The sequence below is a fragment of the Paraburkholderia sp. GAS42 genome, assembly GCF_050436565.1.
GTDB lineage: Bacteria > Pseudomonadota > Gammaproteobacteria > Burkholderiales > Burkholderiaceae > Paraburkholderia.
The window spans coordinates 1-25,580 of the sequence record NZ_JBNDML010000017.1 but is presented as its reverse complement, the minus strand read 5'-3'; the positions used below and the strand labels follow the sequence as shown (position 1 = coordinate 25,580).

Genomic DNA, 25,580 nt, shown 5'->3' with positions numbered 1-25,580 from the left:
GAGGTTCTACGGCATTCGCGCTCCAAGCGCCAATTTTTGCCTCATATCACTGCATGTGGATTCCGGATACTTGATGCATATTGCCTGCTTAGAGTCGCTATTGACGTCCTCCCCGCCCTCAGCCTAAGGCTGCCGCGCCGGGCGCGGGAAGGACGGGAATTCCTTCTACAAGACGGCGACGTCCCGCCGCGAGAATGTTCTGTGCCGCGTTGATGTCGCGATGATGATACGCGCCACACTCAAGGCAGGCCCACTCCCTTATTCCAAGACCTTGCAGGCCCCTCGGACCTGTGCGCCTTTTACAGCAGCTACAGGTCTGGGTTGAATATCTTTCATCGACCTCTTTGAACCACACGCCGGCGTAATCGCACTTGTACTGCAGCATGGTCCGGAACGCGCTCCAGCCCGCGTCGAGCACGGACTTCGCCATCCGTGTCTTCGCAAGCGCCGAAGCGCTCACGTTGCCGATGAAGATGGCGCCGTACTCCTCGACGAGCGCCGTGGAAAGCTGGTGCAACTGGTCTTTCTGTGAATTTTTTATCTTTGCATGAAGCGCGCGCACGCGGGCCTTCTTCCGTGCGCGCTGTGCTTTCGCCATCTCCGCCTCGAGCTTGAGATAGTGTCGTGCTGGCCCGACCACATGCCCGTCACTCCGTGAAGCGAAATCCTTCAGGCCCAAGTCGATGCCAACCGACCCCGTCGCCCCGCTGCGACGCGAGCCCTGCTGCGCGCTGAGCTTCACGCAGATGTTGATGTACCACCTGCCACGCGAGTCCTCACTGATATTGCCGGAGCCGAGCTCATGGCCTGCGAGCCCGCAGCTGTCCCACAGCGACAAAGGCATCTGGCCGATGAACAGCTGTCCGTTGCGGTAACGGATCGCCGTTGCCTTGAATGGGATCCAGCCCAGCGAGCGCCGCGAGCCGCCTGAGGCGCGCCAGCGCAGTTTCACCTTGCTGGCCTGTTTTCTGCGCGTCGCATATTCTTCAGCGACAGCACTGGATAGTGCCCGAGTGAAGGTCGAGTCCGGCCTTGCCGGCGCCTTTCGTAAACGGATGGAAATCGTAACCCGAGAGGAACCGCCGCTCGCGCTCCCACACCTTTATCGACAGTTCGTCGCAGTAGTTCCAGAGAAAAACCACTTTTTCAATTGTGCGTGCAACGCCTGCCAGTATGGCAGGGCCCACTTCGGAGCGGAATCTTGCCATGCTCGTTCAGAGGGGAAGTAGGCAGATGGAATACCCATTGGCATCTCAAGCACCAGTGCCGGCACTTAATAAGCGTCGACGCATGTTTCCTGGCGAACAGCGCCGTGATTGCAACTCCCCGGGGGACTTGGACTTCTCAGCAAAGAGAACTCGATGCGGCCGTCATATCAATGCGATATCGGCGTCCATTGAAGTGCTTCGCGGTCTAACTGAATGCGACGTTCCAGACGGTGAAGTATTTGCCACCGCCTGGCGATAGCAATCGGTCAGCTAACAACGGCGGGGAGGATGTCGGGCCGAGCCTGTGGCCCAACCCAACAGCCTGCATGAACGACCGATGAAGTTCGATGTGTGCTTCGTCTAACGATTGCAAACGGGTATGTGCAACCCGCATCTATGGAGGCACACCTCCTGTCATGTTGAAAGTTCGATCAAGTTCAACCAACCCCTGAGAACTACGCTGCTGGCTGCTGATGGGTCAGAAGCATCTTTTCGCAGCGACTGGATGTCGATGCCGGCATGTGCAAGTTCCACCGCATGTCCGACCAGCCAGCGCTCCAGCGTTCGCGCACAAGTCTCGATATGAAACTGCAACCCCAATACTTGAGGTCCGACTGAGAACGCCTGGTTCGCGTATGACACAGTAGACGCAAGAAGCTCCGCGCCGGGAGGCAAGTCGAACGTGTCGCCATGCCAATGCAGGACCGGGAGCCCCGCAGACAATGGCGCCAGCATCGATTGCTTTCCGGCTTCGGTCAGGGATACGCCACCCCACTCGATTTCCTTCCGCTCCCCAGGATATACGCGCGCACCGCTCGCCCGCGCGATTAGTTGAGCGCCCAGACAAATCCCGAGCAGCGCACGGCCTGCCATCAGGCGCTGCTCAATCAGCGCGACCTCGTGACGCAAAAACGGATACTTGTCGTCCTCATAGGCACCTATTGGACCACCGAGAATCACAACGACATCTGGCGCGTCGACATCGATTGTTTGCAGGTCGGCCGTTGGAGCGTCTATGTATTCGATTGCGTAGCCAGCTTCGATAAACGCGGGTTCAAATGTGCCGAGATCTTCGAACGCTACGTGACGGATGGCGAGCACCTGCTTCATGATCTAAATCTCAGTTATAGCTTGGGCGGATGCCACTGGGTAAGATTCATGCGTCGAAGCGAGCTCTTCGCGGATTTTCGTGCGTGCAGCTGGGACACGCCGATGAAAGGACACAATCCAGACGGCGCCGACTGTCAGATAAGCGAGGAACAGGTACGGGAAATAGACGACCGGCGCGGGCGGCAACGGGTAGACGCTGCCCACAGTGGGAATCGTCAGCAACAGCAAGGCCGCGATGCAATATCCGATGTCGCGATGACGCAACTGCCCAATTCGAGCAAGGTAAGCCGGTGCAGCAATCGTGATCAGGAAGTAAGGGACAAGGAAACCAAATGCTGCCAGAGTGCCGACCCAGTTGAAAATGTCGAGCGGTGCATTGTGCGCGAGAGCGAGTATTGTCGGCACTCCAAAGGCGATCGCCGCCATCACAGTCACGGCAACGTGGGGCGTTGCGTTGGTAGAATGTGATCCGGCCGTCGCTGCATGAAAGAGGCCGTGCCGTCCCATGGCAAAGATGACCCGGGCGCCTGCGTTAATGCACGAAAGTGCCAATGAGAAAAAGGTGAACATCGCGCCCAGCGAGAGTGGCAACTGCAAGAACTTCACGTGCGCCAGTTCTGCAAGTACGTTGAGCGGTGCGTCGACCTTGTCGAGCGTCGTCGAGTACCCGTTAAATCCGTCAACCATTGTGTACGTTACAAACACAAAGAAAAGGCCCGACACTATCAAGCTCCAGATCACTGCGCGCGGAATAGATTTGAGCGGATTTTTCGCTTCGGTGCCGAATGCCGTCGCGCACTCGAACCCGACCAGGCTGAAAATCGCAACTACTACCCCAAGTCCCATGCTCGACAGCGGAGTATCGCGCAGACTGAGTTGCCGGCTGTCGATTGCGAAGTGATGCGTTGTCAGCACAATCGCGCACAGACCCAGAATTAACAGCATCGACGCACCCTCCAGAACCAGCATCAGGACCGCCGAAAGCTGTACGTTTCTCCATGCACAGTACCAAGCCGTCGCCGCGCAGATCACGAAGAACACGACCGGAGAGAGACTGATTCCGGCCATCTCGGTCAGCTTGCCTGCGAACACCGCGAAACCTGTCATCCCGGCCATAGCAATGCCCAGATACGCCCAGACCAACGACCAACCGGCGATCCCGCCTGCGGTCAGCCCCAAGCCACGGCTGGTGTAAGCGTACATCGATCCGACACCGGCCGAGCGCCGCGCAAACTGGTTAAGGTTCAGCGCGACAAACAACAGCATTACCGTTCCAAGTGCGTATGCAAGCCAGCTCATGTTGCCGGTGTTCGAAAACATCACAGGGATGATCAGCGCAGCCGTCATGGTTGGAGAAATCAGTGCGACGGCCTGGCCCAGCAACTCGGAAAAACTCAAGCAGTTGGCGCGAAGAGGATTGTTTTCCATGGTTTGCACCTTGAGGTCAATGACGAGGTATGGGAGTGCCCGAATAAAGACTCGGACTTCGTTGTCAGTGAACCGATGCTACGATTCTGGAGGACCAGATGAATCCTCCAGAAAATTAAAGAAGGGTGGACCAGCATGTTGCGACCGTCAGAATTAGGCATCACGATCAGCAGAAGTCAGAAAACCCCACCCTACCTTCAGATCGTCCACGCGGTCATAGAGGAGATTCGTCGTGGTCGTCTGCAGCCAGGCGACGCACTTCCAGGTACTCGCGACCTTGCCGACGCGCTTGAGGTCAATCGCAAGACCGTAATACTCGCGTACGACGAACTCACCTCCCAAGGATGGCTGACACCAGAGCGAGCGCGCGGTACTTTCGTATCGCCGCATTTGCCAACTGCGCAGCCGGCCGCGTTCGCGTTTCGTCCCGTTGAAGCGTCGGGGTTGCCCGAAGAACCGGATTTTCGGTTGCCAGGCCAGAAAACCCGCGTGGACTTCCTGTTGCCGGAGCCAGGCGTGTTAATGTTCGATGACGGCGCGCCGGACACACGACTCGTTCCGGTCAATGAAATGGCGCGTGCATATCGCCGCAGCCTATTGATGCTGAGCCGGGGCAACAGGTTGGGTTACGGCGACCCACGTGGCACATGGGCACTGCGAAGCTCCATCTCCGCAATGCTCAACGCTGAACGCGGTCTTAAAACGACCGCTGAGACTATCTGTTTGACGCGCGGCAGCCAGATGGCGATTTTCATTGCCGCACGCGTGCTGACGCAACCCGGTGACACGGCTGTGCTGGAGACATTGAGCTATCCTCCCGCCCGTGAAGCGTTTCTCGCCAACGGCGTCGACGTCGAAACCGCGCATGTGGACGACAAGGGCATGCGACTCGATGAACTCGAAAAGATCTGCCGGCGCAAACGGGTTCGATGCGTATATCTGACGCCACATCATCAATTCCCGACGACTGTCCTGCTACCACCCGAACGGCGCTTGAGGTTGTTGGCACTTGCTGATCAGTTCGGTTTCGCGATCATCGAGGACGACTACGATCACGACTTTCATTTCTCCCATCGGCCGATGTTGCCACTCGCTAGTGCCGACCAATGGGGGAAGGTCGCCTATATCGGCTCACTGTCTAAACTGCTAACACCGAGCCTGCGCAGCGGCTATATTGTGGGCGCCAAGCGATTTGTCGATCGGGTAGCTGAGGAGATCCTGCTGATCGACCGACAGGGAGACTCCGCGACCGAATGTGCAGTGGCCGAGATGATGGAGGCAGGTGAAATCCGTCGCCACGCGCGCAAGGTACTTCGCATCTACGACGAGCGCCGGATGCTATTTGCAAGTCTGTTAAAGCGTAGTTTTGGCTCAGCAATCGAGTTTGACGTACCCGACGGCGGCCTCGCGTTCTGGGTGCGCTTCGATGATACGGTCAACGTCGAGAAGCTGGTCGCGCGCGCGGCTTTACACGGCGTGAAGATGTTGCCCGGTGCGACTTATTCGATGTCAGGAGAACCGACGTCGGGACTTCGATTAGGCTTTGCGAGCCTCGACGCGCATGAGCTTGAGGAAGCCGTCAGCCGGCTGACCGCAAGCTGGAAAAGCCTGCAAGACTAGACAGCGCGGAGGCGCGCCATCCCCGTCGCACGGCGCGTTCGGACTTCTACATTGACACCTGTTCGGATATCAGGCCTCTGCGGTTTCAAAGAAGACATCGTCGAGCAACATGTCTTCAAAGAATGCACCATAGGCCTTATCAGGATGTCGGATGTGAATTTCGAGCACCCACAGCAAGGGCGAAGGGTTGAACGGTACCTCCGCAAGCGGGCCTTCGTAAATTGCAGCGTGTGGGAAGTCGGAAATCCTATGCCCTGAGAGATCCAGATTTAGCTTCCACCCCAGTTCGGTTGCGCGCCGGTCGGCAAACAGGTAAAGCGCTTCACCCGTTAGCTTTTCATCGCGCCACTTCGCACGCACTTCGTGGAACAGTGCCTTGGCATCGCGCGCACAGCGAGCCATCTCGGGATCAGTGCCGGTAACAAAAGTATCGCCACCATCGCCTTCCCATTTTTCCCATACCGGACCAATGTCAATCAGGAAGATATCGTCTGTGCCCAGTACGATGCCTGGGTCGGACGGCGCACCAAAGGTCTTGGTCGTGTTAGACCCAAACCGCACGTAAACGTCGTGCCAGCCGCGTCGCATGCCAGCTGCTTTGAGGATACCCTTAGCGATTTCGACCGCATCTTCCTCCACCATGCCGGGATGGCATTGCGCCGCGATTTCATGGATAGCCGCGCGGGTTTTATCCCGTACCACTAGCATCGTATCGGCAGTGAATGAGGCACCGACACGTTCAAGGTCTGTCAAGGCGACTGTACTCATGGGGAAATACTCCGTGTTGTATGCAGCGGTTTGGGTTGGATAGGAGCTACGAATCAGGGCTTGATGTGGAAGCGACAATGCTTGGAGGAACAGACAACGCGAGGCCGTCCGCAGATTTGTCGAGCCGTATCTGGCAGGCGAGTCGTGCGCGGGAAGAGACGTCAGGAAGACATTCGAGCAGATCCCGCTCATCGCCGCCTGGAGGCGCCAATGTCGCGCGCGATGCGTTGTCGATCTCGATGAGACAGGTTCCACATGCACCTCGGCCGCCACATACACTGGTAATCGTCACGCCTTCGGCACGGAGCCCAGCGAGAAGGCTCTGACCGCTCGACATCCGATGGTCGATACCATTCGCGCAGATCCGGACGATGTCGTCCGAGTTGATTGAGGACCCGACTTCGATACTCCCGAACGGATCCGCGAAGAAGGCGTTGGGCCGCAACCCGCGCTGCGCAGTTAGCGCTTCGCGGGCATCCGCGATCATTCCAGGGGAGCCGCATGCATACACAACAGCGTCCGCCAGCCAACTGAAGTCCGCCATGACGGCGTGCTGTACGCGTCCGAGGCGCGCATCTCCGGTGCCCCTCCCGCTGCGCGACACAACCGGAATGAAGCGGAAATTATTGTGCAACCGGGCCCATTCGCGAACTACACCCTGAAGATAGAGATCGGCATCCGAGCGGCCGCCCCAATACAACGAAATCGGGTGACGCCGAGCTTCAGATAACATGCTCTCGACAATCGCCCGGACTGGTGCAAAGCCCGTGCCAGTACACATGAAAACTGCGTGTGCTGCGTCCTGGTTCTGGCGCCATCCGAAGTCGCCGAACGGCCCTCGCCACGCGACGCTGTCGCCATACTTGAACTTGCGTATCGCCAGATCGCTAAATACGCCATTCGGAATGCGGCGAACATGAAGTTCGATACATCCGTCGATGAGACGTGGTCGCGCTAGTGAAAAGCTCCTGAACCGCCCATCGTCTGCAAGCACGTTCACATACTGGCCTGGCAACCATGCAAACTCGGTGCCTTGCGCAACTCGAATCCTGAGCGCGGTTACGCCCGGTCCGTATTGCGCAACCTGCTCGATATGACCACGGACTAGCGTCGCTCTATCTGCGGTGCTCGGATGGACAGACTCAGTGATAATCGGCGAACTCATTTACGGCCTGTGGCTGGGATTCACAGCGCCAGAGTAGATAACATCTGGACCCTGCGACACCTCCAGTTTTTTAAAATGAGCTGGTCCAGCTTGAATTTCTATCTGTCGCGCGATACGTGGTTGCTGGCGGAGCGTCGTCAGGACGCTCACTTGGCTGAGTCAGCCGACTTCGCCAAATTTCGCCCTTGATGCTCCGATCGTGATTCGGAACGTGCTCTCAGCGACGTAGAACCGGAGCGCGCCACGGAAAACCTTTCAACGCCAGTAGGGACAACCGTTTGCCCTGCGATGACAATCTGTATGAACAGATTTGTGCACGTTGAAATAAACGGTCTCCAGAAGACCCGCGCGAAGCACTGCTGTCCTTAGGACGTTCGCGTGCCGTTAGACAGAAGAGCCATCGCCGCAATGACAGCATCGGCCCCTTTAAATCCGTCCCGTTCCAGATAGTCCGATTTGTCTTCCTCACCCCGGCGGTCGAAGTCCGTAAGAAGCCATTCGTAAACATCTTCCCGGGTCTCCGGCCTGCCCCCCTGCGTCAACGCGAGAAGCCGCTCGGCGCAGGTTTCGTCGAACACCCTCATCTGCAAACCAAGCTCGAGGTCCTCGACATACTCTTCGAGTTCAGTGGGTGATAGCGCGGTCATTTGTCGCTCGAAATCTCGTGCATACGTTTTGACGACACTCATGACCGTGCTCGAGGACACCGACTTCCAGAAACCAGGACGCGCTTCGGTCTCGTACAGCTCATCCATGGCACGAAACAGTAGCGAGGGGTAGCTGGTGGTCGGATTCTCGCCAGCACTCTCGAGATATCGCAGCAATCCAGCATAAAACGGTCGAAGAGCCTCATCTTCGTCAGAGAGCCCTAACTCATCAGGTGCGTCGTGCGTCACATCACCAGACTTTGCTGAAGTGCCCCCTTTCACGTCAGCGCGATGAAGCGCCTCGACGCGTCGTCGAGCTGCGTCGGCGTATGCCCGTGCGAGTACGTCATTGCTCCGCTCCTGGCGCTCTGCGGTTTCCAGATACAGCCCTTTCGCGTCGGACAAACGCCCCATCGTTTCCAGGCAGTGCGCGAGATTGAAAATCGCGGCGATGGGACTGCTGCCAATGTGGCGCCCCGTCGAACCCGGGTACCGCTCAACCTCTGCCACTATCGTGTCGACGGTCCCGTAACGAAGCAAATCCGGCAGAAGACCTTCGGTCACCATCCTGAGCGGCGAGCGCAAATCGCCTCCCCACGACCCCATGCTCCCCGAGACGACTCCTGCCACAACGCCGGAAGTCGCAAGCTGCTCGGCCGTCGGCCCGTCGTCCAGCTCGTGTGTGAACACAGAATAGGTTCTCACTGCCGTGCAAACAACGTTTGCCACAACGTCGACTCCCAGCAGAACGCCCTGTCGCATACCGGGCGCGCGCCTCTCTGCGAGATATGGCGAAATCAAAGTGAAGCCATGCTGCGCCAGCTCGCGGTTCACGTAGTCAGCGAAAATTTCCAATGTGGCGTTTAAAAGTTCCATTACCGTATAAAATCAGTGTTAATCGTTTCGACGTGACTTTCCGTCATCAGGTTGCGCAAATCATAACCGGGTTATTCGATACGAGCAACATAGTATTTAACCCCGTTTAAATCTTTATACCAACGATGCTTTCGTTTTCTCAACAACAACAATCACTAGAAAACTCCACCCAAAGCCCTTATCCATCGGGCCTACCAGCGAAATTGCGCCGCCTGCCGGCTCTATTTAAATTGATAACAGTTATCAAATCAGTCCAGACATCGCGATGTATAGATTTTTATCCCCTCAATTCCCGTTATCAAAGCCACAGATATGCTCCGTATAAAATTAATTTCCGCCCGCCTATTGAACTGCGGGAGCGCATTTGTTAATCTTTTATTTAACGAATCGGCGGCCAGATCAATAGCCTGAATACCTGACCACTGGCAGCAATGCGCTGCTGCGTTGGCATCGCTTGCCGCACTACGTGAGGCGAGCGCGGGTTGCTATACGACCTGAGTCTGCTGACAGCAGGCCGCCGTCAGCTCGAACTTAAAGGACAAAGAAAGCATGTATGACAGCCTCGCCGCTGCACCCGAAATCAACCCTGAACTGGTTACCGCGATTCTCGAGCACTGCGCATCTAACTCTGACCGCACGGCTTACGTCGTGCCTCGCTCGGAACTACGCGGGCAGCCTGAACGCCAGGACGAAAGCTTCGTCGTGGTTGCGCTAACGGATATCCCTGCCGGAGAGATTGACCACGTTGCCCGGCAGATTGGCGTCGAAGTTCGCAAGTGTCCTGACGGAACTGACGTTGAGTGTCTGACGCTCGCTGCAGGGTCGGTAGCTATATCCGGACGGACTATTCAGGTGGCAGGCGCCAGCACGAATAGCCAGCTCCTTGTTGCCTGGCTGTTCGCTGACAATGCAGTCGAATTGTCCGAATATGCGCTGTCACCTGAAGATATGGCGGACCTGCAGGCCGCTTCGCAGATTGCCCAGAGCCACGCTGACGTCGCCCTTGAGGAAACCGCTAAATTCAAGGACGCGAAGAAGAGTGTTATCGAGATATTCGAGCACGTAGTGGTGTCAGTTAAACCGTCGCCATAACGAACGCATCTGTTAGCAGACGGATGATTCCCGGCGGACCACCTGCTGGTCCGCCTTTTTTCGCAAAGTCGTGCCGACGGGTCGGTGTTCGTGCCTTGAGAGAGATGCTGTTATCCGCCATGCCTGCACAGGGTTGCGATAGCTCCGCCCGTTAGTCTTTACCGTGATTTGACAGGCTCTCCATCTCCTGCTCATAGAGTCCGAGGCGTTCAGAAGCGTCCATCATTGCCTCAAGGCCTGCTTTCTGCCGGGCTCGCATCTTTTCCCTGTACTCAAGAACCGCAGAACGAAGAACATGCACGACACTCTCCGACGCCTCTTCAATGGTTGCGAGGTCACCTCGCTGAACAAGCGTACGAACATGTTTTGGGGAGACAAAGAGAAGTTTGGCGGCCTCTTTAATCGTGAGTGATTCGTCCCTATCCTTGACGTCCTCCCCGCCCTCAGCCTGCGGCTGCCGCGCCAGGCGCGGGAAGGACGGGGATTCCTGCTGCCAGACGGCGACGTCCCGCCGCGAGAATGTTGTCTGCCGAGTTAATGTCGCGATGATGATACGCGCCACACTCAAGGCAGGCCCATTCTCTTATTCGCAAACCTTCCAGGCCCCTGGGGCCTGTGCGCCTTTTACAGCAGCTACAGGTTACGGTTGAATACGCTTCATCGACCTCATCGAACCACACGCCGGCGTAATCGCACTTGTATTGCAGCATGGTCCGGAACAGGCTCCAGCCTGCGTCGAGCACGGACTTTGCCATCCGTGTCCTCGCAAGCGCCGAAGCGTTCACGTTGCCGATGAAGATGGCGCCGTACTCCTCGACGAGCGCCGTGGAAAGCTTGTGCAACTGGTCTTTCCGGGAATTCTTTATCCTTGCATGAAGCGCGCGCACGCGGGCCTTCTTCCGTGCGCGTTGTGCCGTCGCCAGCTCCGCCTCGAGCTTGCGATAGTGTCGTGCTGGCCCGACCACATGCCCGTCACTCAGTGAAGCGAAGTCTTTCAACCCGAGGTCAATACCGACGGATTTCGTTGCCTCGCTACGACGCGGGCCGTGCTGCGCACCCAGCTTCACGCAGAGGTTGAGATACCACCTGCCGCGCGAGTCCTCGCTAATATTGCCCGCGCCCAGTTCATAGTCTGCGAGGCCGTAGCTGTCCCACAGCGACAGGACCATCTGGCCGATGAACAACTGTCCGTTGCGGTAGCGGATTGCGTTCCCTTTAAACGGAATCCAGCCCAGCGAGCGACGTGCACCATGCGACGCCCGCCAGCGCAGCTTCACCTTCCGGGCCTGCTTCCTGCGCGTGGCGTATTCTTCGGCGACGGCCTGGACAGTGCCCGAAAGAAGGCCAAGCCCGGCCTTGCCGGCGCCCTTCGTGAACGGATGGAAGTCGTAGCCCGAGAGGAATCGCCGCTCCCGCTCCCACACCTTGACCGACAACTCGTTGCAGTAGTTCCAGAGAAAGTTCACCGCGCGTGCCTGCTCCTGCAGCGCACGGGCGTGTCTGTCTTTGAGTCGGAGATGGAGTACGCGGGTAGTCTGCTGCATGTGCCGATACGGTTGTTTCTCCGTATAGGCACACCTCGAATTCCATTTGAATACTCACGACATCCGCGCTGCGCTGTCTACACCCGCCTTTCATCCCCGGCCTGAAGGCCGAGGTTTTCAGGCCAAGCCGTGGATAAACAAGTCTCCTTCGTCAACCGAATAACAGGTCGAATAACATTGCTGGCCGCTCGCCGGCGCTATGCGCTGCAACGCAAGAGTGGCATCGATAAGCAGCTGGTGGCAATCCTCTGGTTCGAGATTTTCCGTTAGTCATTCTGCGTCCACCTCACTCACATCATAACAAGATAGCGATTGGCTGATGGTCTGCGGCCGAGGTCGAATCACAACGTTTGAACATTAGCCGCGAGTTCGACATTCACGGTCGCGCTCCGTTTTGAGTCTTGCGCTTGCCGATGTGAAACAACACCATTACGTCCAGGCGTCAGCGGGAAACACTATCCATCGCGTGAAAATGTGTTGCGTCGAGAAAGTTTGATCAGGCTCTCACAATCGCTGTTCTAATGCTGCCCAGCGTTCAGGAGCATCCATATCTGCCGCGTCGGTGGTCCGGCAAAAATTCGTGCGAACACCGCTCCACAGCGACCGCAAGTGTAGTGCTCCTCCACCGGCGCTGATTTCACCGCAGCCGCGCCATTGAGCATCAGACGCTCGTGTCCCGGCTCGCCGGCCGGCTTTCCGTATAGTTCAGCGCAGTCTGCGCAAGGTTGGATCCAGAATTCCACAGGTCATTTGCCGAAAATGGTGAGCGGTCACGCCGCAGGCTGATGTTCGTAATACGGCTGCTCTCTGTCATCAAGAATAACGTACATCGCCGCCAGATTTTTTGGGGCGGGAGTCAACCCCGCCTCCACGAGTACGAAATCCGAATGCATGCGGCGGTCAAACGTTGCGGGACTCTCACAAGCACGATCGCGCTTGGGCGCATTGGGTCAGCTAGCTGGGCGTCGCCACTTCTCGTTGTCAGAGTCCTGCTGTGGCTCCCGCTAGAATGATTCATTATTGAACATCTCGGCACTCTCAATAGCTAGTCGGCCTTGCAGAAGTTCGTGAGGCCCCGCCTGGCTTGGCGATGCAGTTTGTCGGCGGGTAAGAGAACTCCCAGAACGAATATCGATCTGATAAAGATTCTGGGAGTTTCGGAGTGGTCGCCAATGAGCACGCCTGATTTCTTTCGTAGCCGTCTGGACGCGATGATTGATCTGCGTCACCCGCTTGCCGTGTTGGCAACGAAGATGTCGTGGGCTTCAATCGAAACGACGCTTGCTCCCCTGTTCGGGCGGCGCTCACGCGATGGGCGGGTGAGCGAAGCGGATGACCTGTTTGGCTCGAACTCGCTGGAACTTGCCGGTGGCGTCAGTGCGGCTGGACGTCCGCGCTTGCCTATGCGGCTGATGGTGGGTCTGCTGTACCTGAAGCACGCCTACAACGAAAGTGACGAAACGGTGTGCGAGCGCTGGGCGCAGGACGTGTACTTCCAGTTCTTCTGCGGCGAGGAGTATTTCCAGCCGCGCCTGCCGTGCGACCCGACCAACCTGGTGCGCTTTCGGCAGGCGCTGGGCGAAGCCGGTGTCGAGGAGCTGCTTGCGGCGACGATCGCGGCTGCGGTGCAGATGAAGGCGGTGACGCCGGTCGAATTCGAGCGCGTGATTGTCGACACCACGGTTCAAGAGAAGGCGATTGCGTATCCGACCGACAGCCGTCTGCTTGAGGTGTCACGGGCCAGACTCGTGCAGTTGGCGCAGCGCGCCGGGTTGGCGTTGAAGCAAACCTACGAGCGCGAAGGCAAGCGGCTGCGGCGCCGCGCAGGCGGCTATGCCCATGCGAAGCAGTTCAAGCGCCTGCGTCGTGTACTCAAACGTCAGCGCACAGTCTTGGGACGGTTGCTGCGCGATATCGAACGCAAGCTGCCTGGAGCTTCGGACGAACGGCAGGCACAACTGCGCGTCTGGCTTGAGCGGGCCTGGCGCATTTGCCGCCAACGTCCAAAGGACAAGAACAAGCTCTACGCACTGCATGCGCCTGAAGTTGAATGCATTGGGAAAGGAAAGGCGCGCCAGCCCTACGAGTTCGGCGTCAAGGTGAGCCTCGCGATCACGGAGAAACAAGGGTTGATCATTGGTGCGCGGGCGTTCCCCGGCAACCCCTATGACGGCCATACGCTGGTCGAGCAACTCGAACAGAGCTCCATTCTGTTGCAGGACCTGCCCGGTACACCGCAGCCGAAGACCGTATTGGTCGATCTCGGCTTTCGCGGCGTCGACCCGGAGGTATCATCTGTACACCTGATTCATCGCGGAAAACACAAGACACTGACCAGCACGCAGCGCCGCTGGCTCAAGCGACGACAGGCGATTGAACCGATCATCGGCCATGTGAAGCACGACCACGGTATGCGTCGTTGCTGGCTCAAAGGGCAAACCGGCGATGCGCTGCATGCCGTGCTGTGCGCCACGGGCTACAACCTGCGCTGGCTGTTGCGTGCGATTGTTCGCCTGGGTCTGGGGCCCATCTTTTTTATCCTCGCCTGGTTGCATTGGATCGTCAATGTGCCGTCGCATCCGCTGTTTGCGCACCGGGAACGCTTCCGGCCGCTTAACCTTCCCGCTCCGACAAAATGCCCCATCGGCGTCGTGCATCAAGCAAACTGAATTTTGCAGCGCCGACTAGCTACGGCGACCGCACCCGAAACATCGTCGCTGTTACTGGTATTCTTGCTCAGCTATGTGCCTGTGAGACGGCTATGGGCAAGGAAGGAGGTGGTGCGTCGGCGCCGTCGTCTCTGCGCTCCTAGCCATAATGTCCCGCATCTCATTGGCAGTCGCGAGCACATGGCGCTCCCGCTTCAGCCTAGTGGGTCTTCATGTGAGCCTTGCGTGAAAGCGTCGGTACGTGCGCGAGCAGCTCGATTGAGTTCTTCTTAACGACCTCCATGAGCCGGTCAGTCATGAGAACATTAACCAAAACGTGCTCAAGAGGAACGCCCGGTATATCGGTGGTTGCCTGGTGGTGAACCCTCCCACTTCCAGCTAATGTCGTGGCTGCCCGCAAAAACTGGCTAGCCTTCTGCTTGCCGCACTCGCCCCGGAATTGCTCGACACCATTTTGCGGACCAGAAATATCCCAGGGGATGAACGCCGCACCCTTGTCCTGAATAAGGGCAAAACCCGCTTTGCCGCCCTTCTTCCAGGAATCAGTTGTCTTCCAGACCTCCGGGTCGCTCGCGTCAGCCAACCAGTAAATCTGCAGCGCCCCAACCTGAAGCCGCATGGTAAGCAGGATGCAATCGTCAGCCTGAAAGCAGCCAAGACCGAAGCTTCCTTCGCCCATTCTCGTGTAATTCGTCAGCATGCCGAGGTCGACGTTCGCTGTAAGCACCGGTGTGGTTGGCCGCAATTTCGCAGCCGACCTCGCGAACGGCGCGAAGTCCCTGGCAGTGCCAATCGCGCCTGTTTGACACAGACCAAAATCGAGTTCCTTGTTAAATACATCTTCCATTTTCTTCTCCTGTGTTTAGCTACTCTGGCTTCTGAGCCGTACATATGTGTTTGAGGTTTTGTTGCTGCGGCGACTAGCGGCTCGCAACGGTTGCCGTGCAAGGACGATGTGGCGTGCCACCGCTAGAGGACTTGCGATGCACCATCCATATCCAGGTCAAGAACATTCATCTCGACCGAAATGTTGTAGATGTCGTACGCATCGACTTCGCTTCGCAGGATTCCGGCAGCAAGACCCTCCAGCAGGTCTTCGTTCAATATTTCCCATACTGCTTCTTTGAATTGATTTAAATTTTGAGGTCCAGCCCTGTCACGAAACTCTTGAAACCTACTTACATCTGGCGACTCGCATGCGTGCAGATTGGACTTGCCACCCATTCCAAGGTAGGAAAGGTACTTTCCATGTTTTTTCCACTCATCAAAGAGCGACCAAAGCCTCTCGTCCAACGCATCAGCCAGGATGAAATGGAAGGTTGTGCCCTGTCGCTTGAGAAAAATGAAAACAGGACCCTCTGGGGTGTTCATCATTGTTGTTGAATGACTGAGTATAAATTCAACTGGATTCACCCATTTTGAAGACGCGGAAAACGACACCAGACAAGGTTCTCCGACGAACGACTCAAGGCCCGGCGCCAGCCCTTCGGTCGGCCACGCGGCGATATAGGCAAAAGAGATTGTTTCTGGAATTTTCATTTTAAATAATGATTTAAAAAAAGCCACAACAAACAGACAATACCCAAATGATATTAATGCTCGAATGTTTTTGCAACATAGTATTTAAGCCAGTTTAAATTCATAAACAATATAAACATTTAACGGCGTTATATATTTATATTACAGAGAAATATCGCTGGCAGGCGTCAGAGGCGTCCTCGGGGAACCACCTTGCTTCCTCGATATGTATGGCGATCTGTTTTAGCCGTCAGGCCACATACTCATCTGGAGAACTTCCGGCGGCCGCAAAGGCGACAGGTCGTTCTGGTAGCCGGTTCGATGTGATTCTCGTTCTGGTGCAGTCCGAAGCCTGCAATTTAAACGCTTCGAACTTTTCTCGCGAAAAGATAAAACCTATTCGCTCTACCTGTTTCCACCATCAACGGGAAACAGGATGTCAGCGCAAAACAATATCAATCCGAAGGGCGAGCTTCGTGTCGCAGAACTATTTGCAGGTGTAGGTGGATTCCGCCTGGGACTCGAAGCAATACACGGCCGCCCATTTAAAATTGTGTTGAGCAACCAGTTCGAACCTTCCAGAAAGAAGCAGCACGCCAGCGAGATTTATCAAGCACGCTGGCCCGGCGGCCCTCACATCAATGCGGACATTTTTTCGGTCCTTGAATCGGAAGATGGGATTCAGGCGATACGCAAAACGTTACCGGATGTCGTCGTCGGCGGCTTTCCGTGTCAGGATTTTTCTGTTGCGAAGCCCCTATCAAAATCGCAGGGGCTCGCGGGCAGGAAGGGAGTCCTGTGGTGGGCCATCGCGAAATTGCTTCAGCAGCGGATAGAGGACGCAGAACCTGTCAAATATCTGATTCTAGAGAACGTCGACCGGCTACTTTCGAGTCCGGCTTCATGCCGGGGCCGGGACTTTGCGGTCATTCTATCGACCCTGCACTCTTTCGGCTATGCAGTCGAATGGCGTGTCATCAACGCAGCAGAATACGGAAACGCCCAGCGTCGCAAACGCACGTTCATTGTCGCCCATCACAGGTCCACTGGCATTTATCAGCGAATGCAAAACGAAGGTCTTGCGGCCAACGACTCTGGATGGTTCCCGCACACAGTCCTCAACAGTGCGCTTCCTTGTGTCCCACGAAACCCGCTGGATGGCGTGACAACTGCCCTGAGTCTGCGCTCGGACCCATTCGACGAGCAGATGCACTATCAGCCTCTCTCTAACGGGAAGTCGCGGTTCGCCAACTGTGGACTGATGCTTGGCGGAGCTGTGCGGACGTTTACCGTTGACACCGCCCGCATTGAGGATTTCAACGAGCTTACCGGCCACCGGGAAGCACTCACACTCGGCGACATTGTCAGCAAAACAGGTCCCGTTCCAACAGCCTTCTATATTCAGAAGGAAGACGAAGATAAGTGGCGTGCTGCCAAATCGGCAAAGAAGATTCCACGGATGAAAAATGGGTTCGAGTACAACTACTCGGAGGGTGCGATGCCCTTCCCCGACCCACTAGACCGACCATCCAGAACAATCATTACGTCTGAAGGCGGGACCACGGCGACACGGACAAAACACGCCATCCGAGAGCCCGGGGGCCTACTTCGACGCCTCGTACCGGAGGAGCTCGAGGCGCTAAATGGATTTCCGCGCGGATTCACGGCTCATCCTGGCGTGACGGATGTAACGCGCTCGATGCTTATGGGCAACGCCCTGGTCGTGCCACTCGTTCGCCGTATCGGCGAGGCTCTGTACAGAGCACACCTCAACGACCAACAAAATCTTCACAACGCTTAGCCGATACTCCAACCGAGCCAAAAAAATGCAAACAATGCAAGTTAGCCAGAAAGAATTGTCCGACACGGAACTCGACCAGGCATTGATGGAGTTCATCAACGAGTACGTCTCGGACGTCAAACATCCGTGCTCTTTTGACGTCCTCGCGGAGCACGCTTTGGTGGCGGAAGAGCTGCTGCAGGACGAGCGCTGCGTCATTGTCGCAGTGCCAGGGAGAAAAGCAGCCGAATTTCCCGCGACGGATGCCAGATATGGTGCTGTCGTCATGACTAGGCCTGACGATTTACGTCAGGCCAATCTGATGCTTCGTGATGAGCACATTGCGCTACCTTTCCATCCTTTCTACGCAATGCCTCGCCTGAAACTTGGCCGACTACTCGTCATTTACCAGTTCGTCGACGCAACAATTCTGGAGATTGTTCCAGTTACGCCGGAGCTCTACGAAGACCTGTGTATTTGTGATGTCACCGCGCAATCCCGGAATCACCCAACGTATGCAGAATTGATGGAAAAACGGACTGGCGCCCCCAAGGACCGTATCGTGCACGTCGTGGACAATCAGACTATCAGCCGACGCGAGTCAGAGAGTTAGAATCGCACACCAGAGCTAGCCGAACTTGCTCAGTGGGTACACAGTGTCCGTGTCGACACAGTGGACTTTGAGCGGGATCGCGACCACTGAATCAACACCACACCGCATGAGACAATCGATGTCAAATGGCCACGGTGTATTGGAGGCTTCAATCGTAACTTGACGATTGAAGCCTCTATCCACGCGAATCTGCTGTTTAGAAACGATGCCTCAACGAAAGCTTGACCGCCACTTGCGTCGGCGTTGACGATTGCCCGAGTGTGCTAATGGCAGCGACCGCTGGATGCCCCGTTGAGTCGACCCCTGACGCATGCTGCCACACACCGACCAGATTCAGGTCGGTGCGCTTCGAGAGCGAATAGTCCGGCCCGAAATCAATCTGCTGATACTTCGCATCGCGCGCCTGCGTGTAGTCAAACGATGCGCCGATCAGCAGCGACGGCGTAATGTAATAGCGGCCGTTGATCTCGTAACTGTTGAACGTGGCGTTGCCCGTATTCGGCGTGGACGCCGTGCGCAAGACGTTCTGGAAACGCGCGTTCGTATAGACGAGGCCGATGCTGCCCTGGCCGATCTTGTACGACACCGCCGCACCGAAAATCTGCCATACGTTCGCCGACGCGTAGCCGTTAAACACCGGGCTTCGACCCGGGCTCACGTAGCCGGCCTGTCCCGGCGAAACCGTACTGTCGAGTGCCGACACCGACGGATTATTGATGTTGTCGTACGCCAGCGCGGCGGTTAGCGGACCATTCACATATTTGAGCCCCAGCGTGTAAATCCGGCCCGACGCGAAGTCGCCCGCCACGCCGCCGGGCGCGAACATGCCGTTCACCTGCAGCCCGTAGAACTTCGGCGACTGATACTTCACAGCGTTATCCACGCGAAAAGTCGAGTTCAGATTGTCGAAGTCGCCCGGGTGAGTGCCGAGCCACGCCCACATCGACGTCGCGGCGATGTCGCCGATCAGCTCCGTCATCGGATCATACTGGCGGCCGAGCGTGAGCGCCCCCCACCTGTCACTCGATAGGCCGACAAATGCTTGGCGGCCGAACTCACGGTTGCCTTGCAGCAGCTTGCCGTTCGACGCGTCGAAGCCATTTTCGAGCGTGAAGACCGCTTTCAGTCCGCCGCCGAGATCTTCCGTGCCGCGCAAGCCGTTTATTTCAACGTGCACAAATCTGCTCATGCAGATTGTCATCGCAGGGCAAACGGTTGTCCCTGCTGAGGGGCACGGCGTTACCACCGTGACCAATGGTACCGTTCGCACTCCGGTGCGGCAAACCGCGCCGTGTGGCGAGCCATCGCTCGCGCACCAATCCTCTGTACGCTGCATGAACGCCTCGCCAGGCGGTCATACGCGAATCTCCCGCTATCCTTACAGGTAGCTTGAGGGCGTGATGATCACCCTGCACCGGAACACGGGCTACCGTGTTCGGGCGTGGCAGACATTCAGTCAACTTCTGCCCGCGACGGGCGATCACGCCCGCCGCAGCAGCATGCACACTCCAGCCACGTCGCGATGCGTACTTCACTGCACCGATGGTCGACGTATAGGCCGGGTTAATTCTGATCAGTTCGACACCCGCACGGAAGCACTTCGCCTCGAGCAGTTGCCGGTATTTTGCGTAAAGCAGCCCCGAGAGCATGCGTGCTCCCTTCGGGCTGAGCTGTGATATCGCTTTTTTCTTCGCCGCAAAGTCGAGGTCCTCGGCGACGACAGGCTTACGCGACTCCTTCGCCCATTCGACTGCCGCCGTGAGGGCATCCGAGAGTGCGGCGTTGCGCTGGCCGGAACTCGCGTCCTCCCGTAGCAACGGAAACCGTTTCGTGCACAGCAGATTGCCGAACGCATCGGTCTCCGTGACAGCGAGGTGGTCAGCATTGAAGTCGAGTCCGACAGTCCCGTGCGTCGCGTCCAGCGTGAGCGTTTCCGCTAGTGAATGATTGAACGACACAAACGCCCGCCAGCCACGACTGTCCCGATGCAGGCGCCAGGTCAATGCAGTATTCGTGTCCAACGCCGCGTTCAGTGCCTCATCGTCATAGTCAAAGCTGACGCCGGCGATGACAAGATATTTGTCGCCGCCCGGCGAAACCAGCCGGTCCGGCACACGGATCTTCAGGGCATAGGTGCCGTCAGCGGCTCTTTGCAACTGACACAGCTGGTTGCCGGCGGTCTCGTCCTTCGAGCCCACCAAGAATACCTGATGTGACCGGCTGGCCTGCCATTGCCGCAGCCACGCTTCGCGGTCTCTGAATCCTGCCAGCGCGAGCTGGTGCTGATGGCCGAAGAGCTTGCGGGTGCCAAAGCAGATACCAGGCACGTTGGCCGCGAGTCGCGATTCAATCCTGCCGAGTTTTGACGTGCGACGCGCCAGCGAGATAACGTTCTGATGGGCCGTGCGGCGCAGTTTCGCCTCACGCGCCGGCTTCATCCGCAGCCGGTCTGCATCGATTTCAGCAATCTGCTCACGCCGGACGTCAAGTTGCGCCTTGATACGGCGGATGGCTTTCGCAAGGCTTCGGCGCTCTTCCTGGAGCAGTTCGCGCGTACCGTCGATTAGGCCCTGCAGCTCAATGGCCATGGCGTTGAACATGCGTGCGGAGATACCGTGCTCGCGACGGAACGCCGTCTTGTGCGATTTCGCCTTGCCGCCCCGGACGGCGAGACGCGCGTACAGTTTGCGCTTCATCGATCCGTACAGCTCAGCCATCCGATCGAGAGTCTGCGCATCCTGCGATGGCAGGTTCAGGCGGGTCTGGGTGGTCGATTGCATCAGACGGCCAGCGCCCACAGGTTCGTTCGGCTACGCAAGCCACACATTCGCGAGGAAAAGACCGTCAGGATTTCGACCAGGTCTTCGGTGAGCTGCTGCTCACGGTCGACATCGGGGATTGCGTCGAGGACGACGACTTCGACGTAGAAGAGTTCGCAGATACGGAGCAGTAATTCGCTACCGAAGCGCAGTAACTGGTCCTTCGTGCCCAGCACGAGACGCGTCACACGCCCACGAAGAATGTCCGACAGCAGGCGCTGGAGTCCCTTCTTGCGATAGTTCAGCCCGCTGTCCAGATCAGTGATGATCTCGATATCGGCGAAACCTGGGTCGATGCAATGGTGTTCAAGCCGGGCGGCCTGAGTCTTCAGCTGTTCGGCCTGGTCGTGCGAGGAGACACGGGCGTAGCAGACGGTCTTGCCTGCAGCAGTGGGCTCCGCGCCCGGGGTCGCGCGCTCTGTGTCGCGCAGGTATCGCCGATGGCCGCCGGGTGTGCGGCCGATGAGCGTCAACAAGTCCTGTCGATGCCAGCGTCGCAGCGTGCCCACCGCTATGCCCAGCTCTGCTGCCGCCTCGCCAATTAATAGAAGTCGCATCCTGCATCTCCACTAAGATACAGGGTGTAGGACCGGCTTTTTAAACGCCATGAACAGGTTTGCGCAGACTCAACGATTACTGCTGCAAACCCTGATCGGCAACGAGGCGCTTGTACCGTTTCGCAAGTCCCTGGCGGAATCGCCAGAGAAAACTCAAAAAAATCTCGCCTCCGCTACCGACGAGAGTGTTAAACGGAAGTATGACTGGCTCCTGAACGAGGTCGCGCTTCGCTTGCCTGAAATCGAATAGACATCGACCGACAGACGAAGCGCTTAACCTATCACAGCAGGAAACCGGTGTAGCGGCAGCCGCCCCGTCCAGGGGATCTTAACCAGGGCGGTGTTCCGAAAAAGCGTTGGCTAAAACAACTGTCTACAGATTTGCACAGCAACCTCTTCAACGCAAATATGTCGACCGAATTGAATACAACTTGCAACTCCGGCCGCCAGGACTTCCTGGAAACCGCTTTCGCTACGGCCGTCGAACTGATTGCCGAAATGGATAAGTCCTTATTCAGCTCGGATGGGATGGTTTTTGTCGTCCCTGATGTGATTCTCTGGATGATGAGTAAGACATCGCCAGATGTCATGGCCAAGGTCGAATGCTACGGATTGCGCCGCGAGCTTGTTTCGCTACTCACGGACTATGCCGCGCTCCGCAGAGGCGCGCAGCAAACGCTCTTTGTCCCCGGAACTCACTGTAACGGCGACACAGACGAGCAGGCCCTGCTACGAACTCGCATCACGTTCGACGACCTGCTATATGCCTTGGAGAATGAAGCTGGCTCAAGAATTAGCGCGACATTCCACCACGCCTTCAATGCGATTCTGCCAGTAGTCGAGGAGACACTTCAGGGCATCGATGAAATCCTCTGGGGCGATGAAGAGCCAGTTAGCCTACGTAAAGAAGGCACACATTCCGATGAAGACACGACCCGAGCACCGCTTTTCGACCACTACGAGGAATACCGGATAGTCGTGGAGCGCGGAGACGCGGGCGGCTATTGTGCTGACACACTCAACTCGGCAATACTTTGGTTCGAGGAGACGCTGGCAGCAATGGATGACGGTCGGCATCCGGGGTTCTGGTCAACCGTGTATACGTCGATACTTGGCGAAATGCTACAGACCGACTCTCCAGACTTCGCGGAGTGCGTCCAGCGGGATGGACTTATCCCGGCCTTTTATGAAGCGGCGGCGTCCTACGTTTCGACTATGCGCAATGTCGAGCGCCAATGGAGCAGACTCAGCGAGCCGTTGCGCGCCCTCTTATCAGCTCACACCGCAGACGACGATGAGGCGGTCGATATCATCGCATCGATGCTTGATCCCGGCGGCCACGATGGCACTGCTAGGGATTTGAAAGCCCGATATGTTTATGAGATGTTCTGTCGCAGGCTGAACCCGGAGCGGACAACGACCACTTGCGAACTCGTCCTGTCCGCGACAACCAATGCGGTCATCGACAGGATAAAACGTGACGTAACGTCATGGCAAACATGCTACCTGGTTGACGCGCCAGCGCTCCCGGAACCGCTCGCCACGCGCATCACTGAAAGACAATGTATCGTGGTCCGGCTCCCGGAGGATCGTCTGAGACTGCTCAGTGAGCTAACTCGTGATACCGGGCTCAGCCATATTATTTCGAGAATGAGTGATGGCAGTCAGAGTCGCGTCAGCCTCACAGTCAATCATGCGTTCTGGGCGCCCAAACCGCAGTTGTGGCCGCTCATGTTCAGATTTCGCAAGGCCATTCCTGTGTTATATATTTTTGAAAGCTGCTGTGCCCTCGTTCAGTATCGATTCAATCATTTCGTCGACCTTCGACGCATTGCCGACGTGCCGGGTCGCCACATCCCGTCTGCGACATTGAATGAAGACGACTGGCGGCACGCTGCCGCACACTATGTTTCCACGCTGCCCGATGGGAGGCAGGTCAAGCCGGCAATGATGACGAGGCTGGAAGACCTGACAACATATCCGCAGCTATCCGATTGGCCGAGCGCAATCGCTTAAAGGTTATTCGATATATCGACACGCGCATCACTGCGCGCTTCGGTACATTGAAGTTTCGATGCTCGGTCGTATTTAGAAATTGCTCCTGGCCCCGACCTCATCATTCGCCATCGAGAATTGAACGCGCTGGGGAAAGTCGGTCCGCAGACGCACCGAAACGCTCGGAGGCGGGACCTCGAATCCGAGAGTGTTCGTCGCTCGCAATAAATCGATCAAGACGCTCGCACTCGTCCACATGCCTGACGCGGCGTCCCTGCGGCGGACGGACGTGTTGCGCGCGAGCATTAGCTCGCCAGGTCGGAGTGCGAAAAGTACCTCTGGTCGCGGCGACTACGGCGCCCCACTCAGCAGGGACAACCGCTTGCCCCGCGAAGACAGTCTGCATATGCAGATTTGTACATCCTGAAACTGACGCTCCTCGGCGAAGAACGCGGTAGGTTGCCGAATTTTGGTCTCCCTACTGTTAGCTTCAATATACGCATATCGTCGTACCACGACGCTGACATCAGCACAACAATGTCGCCACCTGACGCTGAATGCATGAGCCCACCAATCCAACTGCGCAGCACAAGCCGGGTCATGGCGCCTTCTAGTTATCGGCGAGCCCATCGAATCAACGATGTCCGCGCAGAGACGCCGTTGTGAGTTGAGCGTCGTATATTGCATTCCCAAAGGCTATGGGGATCTGTTGCACGACGACCCTCGCTATGCGTCGAAAGCGCAGCGTGTGAGCGAACTGGCGCGAGACCTTGCGGAGGTACTGGCTAACGAGCCCCTTGACCAGTTGCGCTCGAAATTGCCAGAAGAGGCCCGGCAGAAAATCGCCTTTCATCGCCCATGCACACTGCAGCATGCGCAGAAGCTGGGCGGCGCGGTGGAATCGATCCTGCAACGGCTCAGCTTCGAGCTAACAGCCGTACCCGACGCCCACCTGTGCTGCGGATCGGCCGGCACTTATTCGATTACACAGCCCGAGCTTGCGCGAAAGCTTCGCGACAACAAGTTAGACGCGCTGGAAAGCTGCAAGCTCGAAGTGATCGTCACGGCCAACATTGGTTGCCAGACCCATCTGGACAGCACTGGGCGCACGCCGGTTCGCCACTGGATAGAACTTGTAGAAGCGTCGTTGCGATAGACGCGTCACAGAATTCGTCATGCTTGGCAACTCGGTGCTGCGGTCGAAAACAAGCATAGAGGTCAGCACCTCCAGCGGAATGTCAACGTATATCCTCAATCAACGAACTTCATCGAAGAATGGCGCTAACTCGCTGGAGATGCGGGAGGCCAGATAATCCCTTCAGGCGTTTACAGCTGCCTTGAAGGTCTTGCCAGCCGTAAACTTGACCGTTTTTGCTGCAGCAATCTGAATTTCTTGACCCGTTGCCGGATTACGACCGGTCCGCGCCGCGCGCGCACCCTGGCTGAACGAGCCAAAACCAACGAGCTGTACTGTGTCCCCGGCAACTACGGCCTTCGTCACCGTTGCGATGAAAGCATCGACCGTTTCACCGGCTGACGTTTTTGTTGCGCCCGTTGCTGCTGCAACTGCATCAATGAGTAATGAGATGGTCACCCCCGCCCTGCGCGCGGGTAGTGCGGTAGGGTGTTCTCTTTTCCTGGGAGGCCATCATGCAAGATGTAACGCTGGTTGGAATCGATCTGGGCAAGCATTCGTTTCACCTTCACGGCGCGGACAGCCGCGGCAAGGCCGTGTTTCGCAAGAGGGTCAATCGCAAGCAACTTATCGAGTTTTTCGCTACGTTTCATGCATGTACCGTGGTCATGGAAGCCTGCGCCGGCGCCCACTACATGGCGCGCAAGCTGACTACCTTTGGCCATCAGGTCAAACTTATTTCACCCCACTTCGTGCGCCCATTCGTGAAGGGTAACAAGAATGATTTTCTGGACGCCGAGGCGATCTGTGAGGCGGCGTCGCGCCCTTCTATGCGCTTTGTCACGCCGAAAAGCGAATCGCAACAAACGCTGTCAGCTCTGCATCGCGTGCGCGAGTCGTTGATTCGTGATCGCACGAAGACTATCAATCAGATACACGGTTTCCTACTCGAATTCGGCGTCAGTCTGCCAATCGGCAAAACGGTAATCGCGCGCCTGCCAACCGTGCTTGCGGAACACTCACTACCCCCGCGTCT

Annotated in this window: 22 protein-coding genes and 2 pseudogenes; 9 read left to right on the top strand and 15 right to left on the bottom strand. The window is 57.1% G+C overall.

The window, feature by feature from the left end:
* Positions 1–118: 118 nt before the first annotated feature.
* From P3T16_RS23545 to P3T16_RS23530, 4 genes are all read right to left on the bottom strand, one after another.
* The gene (locus P3T16_RS23545) at positions 119–952 is read right to left on the bottom strand and encodes an RNA-guided endonuclease InsQ/TnpB family protein (RefSeq protein ID WP_429344082.1); all 834 of its coding nucleotides are present in this window, start codon (positions 950–952) and stop codon (positions 119–121) included.
* A gap of 34 nt (positions 953–986) precedes the next feature.
* On the bottom strand, positions 987–1,208 hold the full coding sequence (locus P3T16_RS23540; RefSeq protein WP_429344081.1) for a hypothetical protein: 222 nt from the start codon (positions 1,206–1,208) through the stop codon (positions 987–989).
* A gap of 414 nt (positions 1,209–1,622) precedes the next feature.
* Positions 1,623–2,318, bottom strand: coding sequence for a glutamine amidotransferase (locus tag P3T16_RS23535; protein ID WP_429344080.1), 696 nt, complete (start codon positions 2,316–2,318; stop codon positions 1,623–1,625).
* Between the two features lie 3 nt (positions 2,319–2,321).
* Positions 2,322–3,746 carry an APC family permease gene (locus tag P3T16_RS23530; protein ID WP_429344079.1) on the bottom strand — a complete coding sequence of 475 codons (1,425 nt, stop codon included), beginning with the start codon at positions 3,744–3,746 and terminating at the stop codon, positions 2,322–2,324.
* A 135-nt stretch (positions 3,747–3,881) separates the two neighbouring features.
* Between P3T16_RS23530 and P3T16_RS23525 the strand changes: the two genes are divergently transcribed.
* On the top strand, positions 3,882–5,366 hold the full coding sequence (locus P3T16_RS23525; protein ID WP_429344078.1) for a PLP-dependent aminotransferase family protein: 1,485 nt from the start codon (positions 3,882–3,884) through the stop codon (positions 5,364–5,366).
* A gap of 69 nt (positions 5,367–5,435) precedes the next feature.
* On the opposite strand, the gene P3T16_RS23520 is transcribed toward P3T16_RS23525, so the two are convergent.
* The 3 genes from P3T16_RS23520 to P3T16_RS23510 form a co-directional block, all read right to left on the bottom strand.
* Positions 5,436–6,134 carry a M24 family metallopeptidase gene (locus tag P3T16_RS23520; RefSeq protein ID WP_429344077.1) on the bottom strand — a complete coding sequence of 233 codons (699 nt, stop codon included), beginning with the start codon at positions 6,132–6,134 and terminating at the stop codon, positions 5,436–5,438.
* Positions 6,135–6,180: 46 nt separating this feature from the next.
* Complete coding sequence (locus P3T16_RS23515; protein ID WP_429344076.1) at positions 6,181–7,299, bottom strand: FAD-binding oxidoreductase; 1,119 nt, start codon at positions 7,297–7,299, stop codon at positions 6,181–6,183.
* A gap of 365 nt (positions 7,300–7,664) precedes the next feature.
* Positions 7,665–8,822: a hypothetical protein gene (locus tag P3T16_RS23510; RefSeq protein WP_429344075.1), complete on the bottom strand. Its 1,158-nt coding sequence runs from the start codon at positions 8,820–8,822 to the stop codon at positions 7,665–7,667.
* Positions 8,823–9,371: 549 nt separating this feature from the next.
* Between P3T16_RS23510 and P3T16_RS23505 the strand changes: the two genes are divergently transcribed.
* Positions 9,372–9,914, top strand: coding sequence for a hypothetical protein (locus P3T16_RS23505; protein WP_429344074.1), 543 nt, complete (start codon positions 9,372–9,374; stop codon positions 9,912–9,914).
* A gap of 151 nt (positions 9,915–10,065) precedes the next feature.
* On the opposite strand, the gene P3T16_RS23500 is transcribed toward P3T16_RS23505, so the two are convergent.
* Both P3T16_RS23500 and P3T16_RS23495 read right to left on the bottom strand, forming a co-directional pair.
* Entirely contained in the window at positions 10,066–10,476 is a 411-nt protein-coding gene (locus tag P3T16_RS23500; protein WP_429344073.1) for a helix-turn-helix domain-containing protein, read from the bottom strand.
* The gene (locus tag P3T16_RS23495; RefSeq protein WP_429344072.1) at positions 10,358–11,458 is read right to left on the bottom strand and encodes an RNA-guided endonuclease InsQ/TnpB family protein; all 1,101 of its coding nucleotides are present in this window, start codon (positions 11,456–11,458) and stop codon (positions 10,358–10,360) included. Before P3T16_RS23495 ends, P3T16_RS23500 begins: the two co-directional genes overlap by 119 nt.
* Positions 11,459–12,630: 1,172 nt before the next feature.
* On the opposite strand from P3T16_RS23495, the gene P3T16_RS23490 reads away from it, so the two are divergent.
* On the top strand, positions 12,631–14,127 hold the full coding sequence (locus P3T16_RS23490; protein ID WP_429344209.1) for an IS5 family transposase: 1,497 nt from the start codon (positions 12,631–12,633) through the stop codon (positions 14,125–14,127).
* 199 nt (positions 14,128–14,326) lie between these two features.
* Here the strand turns inward: P3T16_RS23490 and P3T16_RS23485 are convergent, their stop codons facing one another.
* Both P3T16_RS23485 and P3T16_RS23480 read right to left on the bottom strand, forming a co-directional pair.
* The gene (locus tag P3T16_RS23485; protein ID WP_429344071.1) at positions 14,327–14,974 is read right to left on the bottom strand and encodes a hypothetical protein; all 648 of its coding nucleotides are present in this window, start codon (positions 14,972–14,974) and stop codon (positions 14,327–14,329) included.
* 122 nt (positions 14,975–15,096) lie between these two features.
* On the bottom strand, positions 15,097–15,666 hold the full coding sequence (locus P3T16_RS23480) for a hypothetical protein (RefSeq protein ID WP_429344070.1): 570 nt from the start codon (positions 15,664–15,666) through the stop codon (positions 15,097–15,099).
* 415 nt (positions 15,667–16,081) lie between these two features.
* Here P3T16_RS23480 and dcm point away from each other — a divergent pair, with 415 nt between their 5' ends.
* Positions 16,082–17,446 (top strand): DNA (cytosine-5-)-methyltransferase, encoded by a 1,365-nt coding sequence (gene dcm / locus P3T16_RS23475; RefSeq protein WP_429344069.1) that lies wholly within the window; start codon positions 16,082–16,084, stop codon positions 17,444–17,446.
* A 25-nt stretch (positions 17,447–17,471) separates the two neighbouring features.
* Positions 17,472–18,038, top strand: a complete 567-nt coding sequence (locus P3T16_RS23470) for a hypothetical protein (protein ID WP_429344068.1) — start codon at positions 17,472–17,474, stop codon at positions 18,036–18,038.
* Positions 18,039–18,234: 196 nt separating this feature from the next.
* Here the strand turns inward: P3T16_RS23470 and P3T16_RS23465 are convergent, their stop codons facing one another.
* The 3 genes from P3T16_RS23465 to P3T16_RS23455 are packed head-to-tail and all read right to left on the bottom strand — an operon-like array spanning position 18,235 to position 21,414.
* Positions 18,235–19,227 (bottom strand): porin, encoded by a 993-nt coding sequence (locus P3T16_RS23465; RefSeq protein WP_429344067.1) that lies wholly within the window; start codon positions 19,225–19,227, stop codon positions 18,235–18,237.
* Positions 19,205–20,818 (bottom strand): IS200/IS605 family accessory protein TnpB-related protein, encoded by a 1,614-nt coding sequence (locus P3T16_RS23460; RefSeq protein ID WP_429344066.1) that lies wholly within the window; start codon positions 20,816–20,818, stop codon positions 19,205–19,207. The genes P3T16_RS23465 and P3T16_RS23460 overlap by 23 nt, the downstream gene beginning before the upstream one ends.
* Positions 20,818–21,414: an IS607 family transposase gene (locus tag P3T16_RS23455; RefSeq protein WP_429344065.1), complete on the bottom strand. Its 597-nt coding sequence runs from the start codon at positions 21,412–21,414 to the stop codon at positions 20,818–20,820. Before P3T16_RS23455 ends, P3T16_RS23460 begins: the two co-directional genes overlap by 1 nt.
* 49 nt (positions 21,415–21,463) lie before the next feature.
* Between P3T16_RS23455 and P3T16_RS23450 the strand changes: the two genes are divergently transcribed.
* The 3 genes and pseudogenes from P3T16_RS23450 to P3T16_RS23440 form a co-directional block, all read left to right on the top strand.
* Complete coding sequence (locus tag P3T16_RS23450) at positions 21,464–21,664, top strand: hypothetical protein (RefSeq protein WP_429344064.1); 201 nt, start codon at positions 21,464–21,466, stop codon at positions 21,662–21,664.
* 158 nt (positions 21,665–21,822) lie between these two features.
* Complete coding sequence (locus tag P3T16_RS23445) at positions 21,823–23,430, top strand: hypothetical protein (RefSeq protein WP_429344063.1); 1,608 nt, start codon at positions 21,823–21,825, stop codon at positions 23,428–23,430.
* 670 nt (positions 23,431–24,100) lie between these two features.
* Positions 24,101–24,565 (top strand): annotated as a pseudogene (locus P3T16_RS23440) (heterodisulfide reductase-related iron-sulfur binding cluster); the annotation flags it as partial.
* 162 nt (positions 24,566–24,727) lie between these two features.
* Here P3T16_RS23440 and P3T16_RS23435 read toward each other — a convergent pair.
* A pseudogene (locus tag P3T16_RS23435) lies at positions 24,728–25,006 on the bottom strand (HU family DNA-binding protein); the annotation flags it as partial.
* A 53-nt stretch (positions 25,007–25,059) separates the two neighbouring features.
* Here P3T16_RS23435 and P3T16_RS23430 point away from each other — a divergent pair.
* Positions 25,060–25,580 (top strand): IS110 family transposase (locus P3T16_RS23430; RefSeq protein ID WP_429344062.1); only part of this gene is annotated, 521 nt, incomplete at its 3' end.

Excerpts from the sequence above, each read along its gene's own strand:
- P3T16_RS23540 (WP_429344081.1), bottom strand. The coding sequence starts at position 1,208 with ATGGCAAGATTCCGCTCCGAAGTGGGCCCTGCCATACTGGCAGGCGTT.
- P3T16_RS23535 (WP_429344080.1), bottom strand. The coding sequence starts at position 2,318 with ATGAAGCAGGTGCTCGCCATCCGTCACGTAGCGTTCGAAGATCTCGGC.
- P3T16_RS23530 (WP_429344079.1), bottom strand. The coding sequence starts at position 3,746 with ATGGAAAACAATCCTCTTCGCGCCAACTGCTTGAGTTTTTCCGAGTTG.
- P3T16_RS23525 (WP_429344078.1), top strand. The coding sequence starts at position 3,882 with ATGTTGCGACCGTCAGAATTAGGCATCACGATCAGCAGAAGTCAGAAA.
- P3T16_RS23520 (WP_429344077.1), bottom strand. The coding sequence starts at position 6,134 with ATGAGTACAGTCGCCTTGACAGACCTTGAACGTGTCGGTGCCTCATTC.
- P3T16_RS23515 (WP_429344076.1), bottom strand. The coding sequence starts at position 7,299 with ATGAGTTCGCCGATTATCACTGAGTCTGTCCATCCGAGCACCGCAGAT.
- P3T16_RS23510 (WP_429344075.1), bottom strand. The coding sequence starts at position 8,822 with ATGGAACTTTTAAACGCCACATTGGAAATTTTCGCTGACTACGTGAAC.
- P3T16_RS23505 (WP_429344074.1), top strand. The coding sequence starts at position 9,372 with ATGTATGACAGCCTCGCCGCTGCACCCGAAATCAACCCTGAACTGGTT.
- P3T16_RS23495 (WP_429344072.1), bottom strand. The coding sequence starts at position 11,458 with ATGCAGCAGACTACCCGCGTACTCCATCTCCGACTCAAAGACAGACAC.
- P3T16_RS23490 (WP_429344209.1), top strand. The coding sequence starts at position 12,631 with ATGAGCACGCCTGATTTCTTTCGTAGCCGTCTGGACGCGATGATTGAT.
- P3T16_RS23485 (WP_429344071.1), bottom strand. The coding sequence starts at position 14,974 with ATGGAAGATGTATTTAACAAGGAACTCGATTTTGGTCTGTGTCAAACA.
- P3T16_RS23480 (WP_429344070.1), bottom strand. The coding sequence starts at position 15,666 with ATGAAAATTCCAGAAACAATCTCTTTTGCCTATATCGCCGCGTGGCCG.
- dcm (WP_429344069.1), top strand. The coding sequence starts at position 16,082 with ATGTCAGCGCAAAACAATATCAATCCGAAGGGCGAGCTTCGTGTCGCA.
- P3T16_RS23470 (WP_429344068.1), top strand. The coding sequence starts at position 17,472 with ATGCAAACAATGCAAGTTAGCCAGAAAGAATTGTCCGACACGGAACTC.
- P3T16_RS23465 (WP_429344067.1), bottom strand. The coding sequence starts at position 19,227 with ATGAGCAGATTTGTGCACGTTGAAATAAACGGCTTGCGCGGCACGGAA.
- P3T16_RS23460 (WP_429344066.1), bottom strand. The coding sequence starts at position 20,818 with ATGCAATCGACCACCCAGACCCGCCTGAACCTGCCATCGCAGGATGCG.
- P3T16_RS23455 (WP_429344065.1), bottom strand. The coding sequence starts at position 21,414 with ATGCGACTTCTATTAATTGGCGAGGCGGCAGCAGAGCTGGGCATAGCG.
- P3T16_RS23450 (WP_429344064.1), top strand. The coding sequence starts at position 21,464 with ATGAACAGGTTTGCGCAGACTCAACGATTACTGCTGCAAACCCTGATC.
- P3T16_RS23445 (WP_429344063.1), top strand. The coding sequence starts at position 21,823 with ATGTCGACCGAATTGAATACAACTTGCAACTCCGGCCGCCAGGACTTC.